Origin of the sequence: Flavobacterium zepuense (assembly GCF_007097145.1) — a bacterium.
Taxonomy (GTDB): Bacteria; Bacteroidota; Bacteroidia; order Flavobacteriales; family Flavobacteriaceae; genus Flavobacterium; species Flavobacterium zepuense.
This window is the reverse complement of the sequence record NZ_VJVZ01000020.1, coordinates 22,033-29,091: the sequence shown is the minus strand read 5'-3', so window position 1 is coordinate 29,091 and position 7,059 is coordinate 22,033. Positions and strand designations below refer to the sequence as shown.

The following is a 7,059-nucleotide window of genomic DNA, read 5'->3' as shown; positions in this document are numbered from 1 at the left end:
TATACGATAATCAATATGATATCTCAATTGTATGTAATTTCATCACATATTACTCACCATCACGCTCTAAATTCTCATTGAGCACGCTGGGTAACAATTGCGGAATAAACTTTATAAGCAATGGCAACAGCAGGCTGCCCCCGGGGAGCAGAAAAATAGTAAGTGATGGTACGGTCTTGCAAATTTCTAACAGCTGCTTTTTTACCTTTTTCTTTTCCTTTTCGTTTAGGTTGCGGTGGGTAGAGTGGGTAAGCAGCAGCATAAGCTCGCCATTGTTAGATAGCTCTTTTATAAGGCGCTTTTTGTTGCGGTTTATAAGCAGGGTAACGCTTTGTGCCGCATGGTCGTAAAAATGCTTTACAGGATTACTGTATTTAAAATAGGGGATATGCTTTTTATTTATCTTTATAAACACGTCAAAAGATGCCATACTCTCGGCAGCGGCATCATCACTAAGTCCAAGCCTTTCTGATAATGTATATAAAAAGTCGATCTCGCTTTGCTGTGCGCGGCCATCACTCCATATAGCCATCGCAGCCATATCCAGCAGGTAATTCTTTTCAGATTTCGACTCAAAATAGTCAAAGCCTGCTGTTTCCATATCGCCGGTATTAATTTGTGATAGCTTAGTATATCGAACAGATGATTCGAAAAGCTTAATGAGCAAATCATCATAATCGCTTTTATCCTCTTTGCTTTGCAGGGCAATGGTTACAATGCCCATAACCGTTTCTTCCAGCTTGCGCAGATACTTTTCAGGTATTTCGCTGTTCAGCAAAAACTGCCTGAAGGCAAGCACATCCATAAACAACAGCGCATTAGTAAGTATGTGGCTAAAGTTGCGGCTAATAATGTTGCTGTTGGTTTTAATGCGATCATCCAGTATATCTTCAAGCTCATGGCTTGCAGGGGCGGTGGGCAGCATTTTTTTAAGAAACTCATAACCACCGGGCTGCATTTCTTTATAAAAAATTATAGCTTTTTTTATAAAAGCAGGAGTATCCTCGTTATTCTCAATAAGGCGGTACACATCAAACAGTGCATTAAGCAGTGCGGCCTTGGTAACCTCTTCCGTAGTCCAGCCTTTGGTTTCGCGGGTATCAAGGTTAGTAAATGATAGTACATGCCCATATATAAAGCCGGTATCCCTAATTGCCCTGGACAGGGCATGGGAGTTGGGGTATACGGTAAGGCGGTTGGTAAGCTGGCCAAAAAATTTGTCTATCCAGCCGCTGGCACTTGGGTTTATCATTACTAACTACGTTGCTGCAAAGCTATGCATTTTTAAGGGTATTGAACAACAGTTAAATAAAACCTATAATTAATTTCGCGTTAATTGTGCTTATCTTAAATACGATACATTTGTTTTAACAAATATATTTTTTATGACACTAAAAGCAGGCTATCCATTTTGGTTAGTTAAAGACGGGTTGCCGTTTACGTTTCCCAAACTCGACCATGATGTAGAAACCGATGTCGTGATTCTTGGTGCGGGGATAAGCGGTGCGCTGGTGCGCTACCACCTTATAGAAGCCGGCATACAATGCACCACGGTAGATGCCCGAACCATTGGCCTGGGTAGTACCAGTGCCAGTACATCGTTACTTCAATATGAAATTGATGTGCCGCTCTATAAACTTACCGATATGATTGGCAAAGAAAAGGCCGAACGCTCCTACCAGCTATGCAGTGAAGCTATTGACAAGATTGGTGAGCTGGCTAAAAAGGTGGGTATTGAGTATTTTGAACGTAAAAAGAGCTTGTACTACGCTGCTTATAAAAAAGATGTAAGCTGGCTTAAAAAGGAGTTTGAAGCCCGCAAGGCAGCTGGATTTGATGTTATCTGGCTTGATGCTGATGCGGTTAAAAAACAATATGATTTTGAATGCTTTGGTGCCATATTATCTGAGCAGGGTGCGCAAACCAATGCCTATATGCTGGCACATTGCCTGCTGCAGCACAATGTAAAAGGTGTTGAGAACTGTATTTTTGACCGTAGCCCTGTAGTTGATATAAAGCATAGCAAAAATGGGGTAGTGCTTGCTACCGAAACCGGTTATACTATTAAGGCAAAAAAAATAGTGTATGCCACGGGGTACGAAGTGGTAAATTTTATTGATAAAAAAATTGTAGACCTGCTATCTACCTATGCAATAGTTAGTGAGCAATATAACGAGAGGCCGTTTTGGCACGATGAGGTTTTGCTATGGAATACGGCCGACCCGTACCTGTACATTCGCACCACACCCGATAACCGTGTGCTGGTAGGTGGCAGGGACGAGGACTTCCGTGACCCTGTCCGTCGGGATAAGCTCCTAAAGCGAAAAACGAAACAGCTTACCAACGATATTAACAGGCTGTTCCCTAATCTTGATTTTAAACCTGAGTTTAGCTGGACGGGTACTTTTGGATCAACCAAAGACGGTTTGCCTTATATAGGAGAATACAGTAAGCTGCCCAACAGCTATTTTGCCCTGGGGTTTGGGGGTAATGGTATTACCTTTAGCCTTATTGCCGCTGAGATGATTAGGGATCTTATATTAGATAAGGATAATAAAGATGTGCCTTTGTTTAGCTTTGACAGGTAATTGCAATCATTTAATATTTTGCTAACACTTATTGTGATATTGCTAACAACGCTGCCTTTATATAAGCAGTAATTTAGCTTTAAACAAAATAACAAAACATAACCTATTATGAAAAAATCTAATTTAATTGCAAAAATGTTTCTTGGTGCTGCTGTAGTTACCATGTCATTTGGTATGGGATCATGTAAAAACGAGCCAAAAACAGAAGACCCTAAAGAAGTAGCAGAAGATGCTAACGAAGAAAACCTTGATACCGAAGCTACCGATAGTTTAGAAGACGATTCTCAATACCTTGTTGATGCTGCCGAAGTTGATATGAAAGAGATTGAGTTAGGTAAACTTGCGCAGACTAAAAGTACTAATGCAGATGTTAAGGCATTAGCTGCAATGATGATTACTGCGCACACTAAGGCTGCGGCTGATACTAAAGCCCTTGCCGATAAAAAAGGCATTACACTACCGGCTTCATTAACTGAAAAAGGCCAGGATAAATATGCTGATTTTAATGATAAAACCGGCCATGATTTTGACAAGGCATATACTGATGCAATGGTAGACGGCCATGAAAAAACTATTGATAAGATAGAAAAAGCTTCAGAAAAAGCTAAAGACCCGGATATCAGGATGTGGGCTGCTAACATGCTGCCTGAATTAAGGAAACACCTTGAGCATTCTAAAATGGCCAAAGATAAAGTAGACGCGATTAAGTAATCAGCGTTTAATTAAAACACTGCTATGAGAAATATACTGTATATAATTGCCATAATACTGATAGTATTTTGGGCTCTTGGAAGCTTTGCCTACCATGTGGGCAGCGCACTTATCCATTTGTTGCTTGTTGTTGCAATTGTCATGATTTTACTGAACTTGCTAAGACGCAACAGAAGGCCCCTGGACTAACAGGAAACTTGGGCAATTTTAAACGCCGTTACGGATACCATCCGGAACGGCGTTTTTTTTATATTTCAATGTGTTTTCTATTTTGACTAAATGCAGCGAATTGAGGAATCTCAAAATATCGTGTGATATTTTTTCTGTGGTCAAAATGGATAAAATAATAGGGTTGATTTGCCACCTGATAACTATTTAGCAAAAAAGCCGAATCTCGAAGTCCGAAAGTGAAATATCAAGCTGTTTTTTGGCAAAAAAAATCCGCTGCAAGTGGCACACCTGCAACGGACTTTTAGTAATTAACTTAAAACTATATTTTAAAACGGGTAGTTGTTTTCGGCTATAATTTTAGCGGCAATGGTTTCCCTAAGTGCCACTACGTTAGGCATATTGTTGTATTTGGTAAAGCGCCTTAAGCCCATAAGCATCATGCGTTGCTCATCACCTTCAGAAAATGATGCTATACCTTCTTTACCTTTAGTGTTAACTAAGTCAACGGCATGGTACAGATACAGTTGCGCCATAGCTATTTGTTCTTTAACTGCATCGGCACCTTTGCTTTTAGCAAGTTTCTCTGTTCTTAATACAACCGACTCAGCCATGTAAATCTCTATAAGTATGTCACTTGCAGCCATTAGCAGTTGCTGGTGCTCATCTAACGCGGGGCCGTATTTTTTTACCGCACTACCCGCAACCATCAAAAATGCTTTTTTAAGCTTGCCAATAAGTTCTTTCTCCTCAGCAAAAAGCTCAGAGTAATCAGGGGTGTCGAATGATGGTATACCCACCAGTTCCTCAGCTACTTTCATAGCAGGGCCTAATAAGTCAACATGGCCTTTCATGGCTTTTTTAACCAGCATACCAACACTTAACATACGGTTAATCTCGTTAGTACCCTCGTAAATACGGGCAATACGGGCATCACGCCAGGCGCTTTCCATTGGTGTATCTTCGCTAAAGCCCATACCACCAAATATCTGGATACCTTCATCGGCACAATTCTGAATATCTTCAGATACTGCCACTTTAAGTATCGAGCATTCAATAGCAAACTCTTCAACGCCTTTTAATTCAGCATCCTGGTGACTGTCGCCATTTGCGACACGGGTATTAATACGGTCTTCAATATTTTTTGCAGCACGGTAAGCAGCGCTTTCTCCGGCGTAGCAGTTGGCAGCCATTTCGGCAAGCTTAGCACGAATAGCACCAAAATTAGCAATAGGTGTATTAAACTGAACCCTCTCGGTAGCATATTTAACCGAGTTGGCTATCGTTCTGCGTTGTGCATCAAGGCAGGCAGCAGCCAGCTTAATACGGCCAACGTTAAGGGCATTCATGGCAATTTTAAAGCCGTTGCCACGCTCGCTCAGCATATTTTCTACAGGTACTTTAGTGTCGTTAAAGAAAACCTGACGGGTAGAAGACGCCCTGATACCGAGTTTGTGCTCTTCCTCGCCAAGAGAAATCCCGTTAGCCGGATCGTTCTCTACTATAAAGCCTGTAATGTTTTTATCATCGGCAATACGTGCAAATACAATAAACACGCTGCAAAAGCCCGCGTTAGATATCCACATTTTCTGGCCGGTGATTTTGTAATGTGTGCCGTCTTCGCTTAAAACCGCTTTGGTTTTGCCGGAGTTAGCGTCAGATCCTGCGCCCGGTTCGGTAAGGCAATACGCGCCAAACCATTCGCCACTGGCAAGTTTAGGAACGTACTTAAGTTTTTGTTCTTCGGTACCATACAAAGTAATTGGCATAGTACCAATACCTGTATGGGCACCAAACGCAGTAGAAAATGATCCTGTAGCACCACTAATATAATCGCAAACCAGCATGGTGCTTACAAAACCCATACCAAGTCCGCCATACTCTTCGGGCACGGCCACACCAAGAAAGCCAAGCTCTCCGGCTTTGCGCATACTCTCTTCAGTAAGTGCGTAATCTTTTTTCTCAAAACGGTCTTTATTCGGCCAGATCTCACGGTCGATAAACTCTTTAACCGAGTCTCGCATCATTTGTTGTTCCTCCGAAAAGTCTTCGGGAGTAAACACGTCTTCACTACTTGTTTCTTTTACAAGGAATTGCCCACCGCGAGCCAATTGTTTTTCTAATGTGTCCATAAGAGCCCCCTAATCCCCAAAGGGGGAATACCTACCAGGGGTCAGTAGGATTTTAAAAGTTTCTAACCAGTAGATAAAAAACTATAGTTTATAATGCAGAATTAACTTTATCGATTGAGGTAAGAGTTCCCCCTTTGGGGGGTAGGGGGCCTATAGTAACTCATAAATCCCCGCAGCGCCCTGACCGGTTCCCACACACATAGTTACCATGCCGTATTTATTGCCTCGGCGTTTAGCTTCGTCAAATAGCTGAACCGATAGCTTAGCCCCGGTACAACCCAGTGGGTGGCCCATGGCAATAGCGCCGCCATTAACATTTACAATATCTTTATTGATACCCAGCTCTCTGACAACGGCAAGCGACTGCGATGCAAATGCTTCGTTAAGTTCTATAAGCTGAATATCTTCTAACTCCAAACCGGCAAGCTTTAATGCTTTTGGTATGGCTTTAACCGGACCGATACCCATAATTCTTGGCTCTACACCGGCTGCGGCGTAGCTTACCAAACGGGCAATAGGCTCTAATTTAAGTTCTTTAACCATCTCTTCGCTCATTACCAAAACAAAGGCTGCGCCATCGCTCATTTGAGACGATGTACCTGCTGTAACACTACCATCGGCAGCAAAAACGGGTTTTAGTTTAGCCAATGCTTCAAGAGAGGTATCGGCACGCGGACCTTCATCCTTTGTTACCGTGTAGCTTTTTGTGGCTTTTTTACCGTTAGCATCTACATATACTTGTTCTACTGTAATAGGTACTATCTGTTTGTCGAATTTACCTTCGGCCTGGGCCTTAAGTGCTTTTTGATGCGAGTGGAACGCAAATTCGTCCTGATCCTCACGGCTTACCTTAAACTGTTTTGCAACAGCTTCTGCGGTAAGGCCCATGCCCCAGTAATAATCTTCATGGCCGTTTTTAGCTGCTTGGTAATCAGGTACCGGCTTGTAGCCACCCATAGGGATATAGCTCATGCTTTCAGCACCCCCTGCTATAACGCAATGAGCCATACCACTCTGGATCTTAGCGGTAGCCATGGCTATGGTTTCCAGTCCGGATGCGCAATAGCGGTTTACCGTAACCCCCGGAACATCATCTACCTTTAACCCCATAAGCGATATAAGGCGCGCAAAGTTTAACCCCTGCTCTGCTTCGGGCATGGCGTTACCCACCAATACGTCATCAATTCTTGTTTTGTCGAATTCCGGCAACTCGTTCATCATAAACTGAATTACTTCTGCAGCCAGTTCGTCTGGCCTTTTAAAGCGGAACACACCTTTTGGAGCTTTGCCCACTGCGGTTCTGTATGCTTTTACTATATATGCTGTTTTCATAATAAGCCCCCTAACCCCCAAAGGGGGAATTCCTACTAGGGGTAAGTAGGATTATGTTCAGACCTCTCGTAATTCTTAAATTTTACAAATGGTCTTAAATTATTTTAATAAAGTTAGAGCGTATAGTT

At 42.4% G+C, this 7,059-nt stretch carries 6 protein-coding genes; 3 read left to right on the top strand and 3 right to left on the bottom strand.

Annotated elements, in window-relative coordinates; genetic code table 11:
• Positions 1-49: 49 nt before the first annotated feature.
• Positions 50-1,252: an LETM1-related biofilm-associated protein gene (locus FMM05_RS20460; RefSeq protein ID WP_143375289.1), complete on the bottom strand. Its 1,203-nt coding sequence runs from the start codon at positions 1,250-1,252 to the stop codon at positions 50-52.
• A 133-nt stretch (positions 1,253-1,385) separates the two neighbouring features.
• Between FMM05_RS20460 and FMM05_RS20455 the strand changes: the two genes are divergently transcribed.
• The 3 genes from FMM05_RS20455 (at position 1,386) to FMM05_RS20445 (ending at position 3,488) form a co-directional block, all read left to right on the top strand.
• Positions 1,386-2,588 (top strand): NAD(P)/FAD-dependent oxidoreductase, encoded by a 1,203-nt coding sequence (locus tag FMM05_RS20455; protein ID WP_143375288.1) that lies wholly within the window; start codon positions 1,386-1,388, stop codon positions 2,586-2,588.
• Positions 2,589-2,696: 108 nt separating this feature from the next.
• Positions 2,697-3,299, top strand: coding sequence for a DUF4142 domain-containing protein (locus tag FMM05_RS20450; protein ID WP_235894439.1), 603 nt, complete (start codon positions 2,697-2,699; stop codon positions 3,297-3,299).
• Between the two features lie 24 nt (positions 3,300-3,323).
• On the top strand, positions 3,324-3,488 hold the full coding sequence (locus tag FMM05_RS20445; protein WP_143375287.1) for a lmo0937 family membrane protein: 165 nt from the start codon (positions 3,324-3,326) through the stop codon (positions 3,486-3,488).
• Positions 3,489-3,796: 308 nt separating this feature from the next.
• Here FMM05_RS20445 and FMM05_RS20440 read toward each other — a convergent pair whose 3' ends face one another.
• Both FMM05_RS20440 and FMM05_RS20435 read right to left on the bottom strand, forming a co-directional pair.
• On the bottom strand, positions 3,797-5,599 hold the full coding sequence (locus tag FMM05_RS20440) for an acyl-CoA dehydrogenase family protein (protein ID WP_143375286.1): 1,803 nt from the start codon (positions 5,597-5,599) through the stop codon (positions 3,797-3,799).
• Between the two features lie 150 nt (positions 5,600-5,749).
• Positions 5,750-6,931: an acetyl-CoA C-acyltransferase gene (locus FMM05_RS20435; protein ID WP_143375285.1), complete on the bottom strand. Its 1,182-nt coding sequence runs from the start codon at positions 6,929-6,931 to the stop codon at positions 5,750-5,752.
• Positions 6,932-7,059 lie beyond the last annotated feature (128 nt).

Coding starts and splice junctions, on each gene's coding strand:
- FMM05_RS20460 (WP_143375289.1), bottom strand. CDS start 1,252: ATGATAAACCCAAGTGCCAGCGGCTGGATAGACAAATTTTTTGGCCAG.
- FMM05_RS20455 (WP_143375288.1), top strand. CDS start 1,386: ATGACACTAAAAGCAGGCTATCCATTTTGGTTAGTTAAAGACGGGTTG.
- FMM05_RS20450 (WP_235894439.1), top strand. CDS start 2,697: ATGAAAAAATCTAATTTAATTGCAAAAATGTTTCTTGGTGCTGCTGTA.
- FMM05_RS20445 (WP_143375287.1), top strand. CDS start 3,324: ATGAGAAATATACTGTATATAATTGCCATAATACTGATAGTATTTTGG.
- FMM05_RS20440 (WP_143375286.1), bottom strand. CDS start 5,599: ATGGACACATTAGAAAAACAATTGGCTCGCGGTGGGCAATTCCTTGTA.
- FMM05_RS20435 (WP_143375285.1), bottom strand. CDS start 6,931: ATGAAAACAGCATATATAGTAAAAGCATACAGAACCGCAGTGGGCAAA.